Origin of the sequence: Sulfitobacter sp. CW3 (genome assembly GCF_019392245.1) — a bacterium.
Taxonomy (GTDB): domain Bacteria; phylum Pseudomonadota; class Alphaproteobacteria; order Rhodobacterales; family Rhodobacteraceae; genus Sulfitobacter.
On sequence record NZ_JAHXRL010000125.1, the window covers coordinates 1 to 280 of the forward strand.

The 280-nt window shown below is 71.8% G+C and carries 1 protein-coding gene; it reads right to left on the minus strand.

Translation table 11 applies throughout. From position 1 onward, the window contains the following. Window positions 1-280: hypothetical protein (locus KZZ06_RS20470; RefSeq protein ID WP_219581814.1), on the minus strand; the 280-nt coding region annotated here is incomplete at both ends.

Below are 280 nucleotides of genomic sequence, written 5' to 3' on the forward strand. Positions count from 1 at the left end.
GCCCTGAAGTCGATCGCCTCTAGAAGGAGCGGCGCGAACTTCCTGAGGGTGCCATGCCGGTCGGCGGCGCGCACCAGCGGATCCTCCTCCGCGAGGTCAGCGATCGCAGCCGCGTCAGGCTTAGCGTGGATAAGCCGGTCCAGCCCGACCGCCCCGTCGATCGCGCTGAGCGCGTCGCCGCCGTCGCGCACCGCGGCCTCGACCGCTTCGATCGTGCCGTGGAGCAGGCGCATGAGCCGGCCAACGTCACGCGAGGTCGCCGTGTAGGTGCGCTCGCGGG